Source organism: Bradyrhizobium sp. Kon58, from assembly GCF_055807455.1.
On sequence record NZ_JBVVOT010000158.1, the window covers coordinates 1 to 438 of the forward strand.

The 438-nt window shown below is 50.9% G+C and carries 1 protein-coding gene; it reads right to left on the reverse strand.

Annotation, left to right across the window (positions count from 1 at the left end):
• Window positions 1-438, reverse strand: a 438-nt coding sequence (locus AC0L20_RS39930) for a hypothetical protein (RefSeq protein ID WP_473295655.1), incomplete at both ends; no start/stop codon positions are given.

Genomic DNA, 438 nt, shown 5'->3' on the forward strand with positions numbered 1-438 from the left:
GCTTTTTCCACCGGAAGTGTTTCCAAGTGGCCCAACATCCTTTCCAGTTCATCGTCCAGTAACGACTTCAGTACCTTGGTCTGTTCAATGACGGTGTTAACGGCTCTTCGTTTAGCGTCTAGAAAGGACTTCAACGTTCCAGCGGTGAGGTCGCTCTGATTCAGGGGCAGACCAGGCCCTGTCAGCCGTTCAATAGTTTTTTGCTGAGCCTCCAAATAGCCTTCCAGGTTATCAACGACTGCCGCGTAACGCGGGCTGAGGTTGTCAGCCACTTCAATGCCTTTGATCAGCCGCGCCCTGCCGAAGTCTGGTGTGGTATTGAAATGTGCCGGGTTGAATATTGGCGAGTCCATGTGCGTTGTGTGTATCAGGCCCAGTTCGTTGGCGGCCTCTTTGTGCAGCAAAGATTTATCAAATATCAGGTTTCTCGTGTTGAAT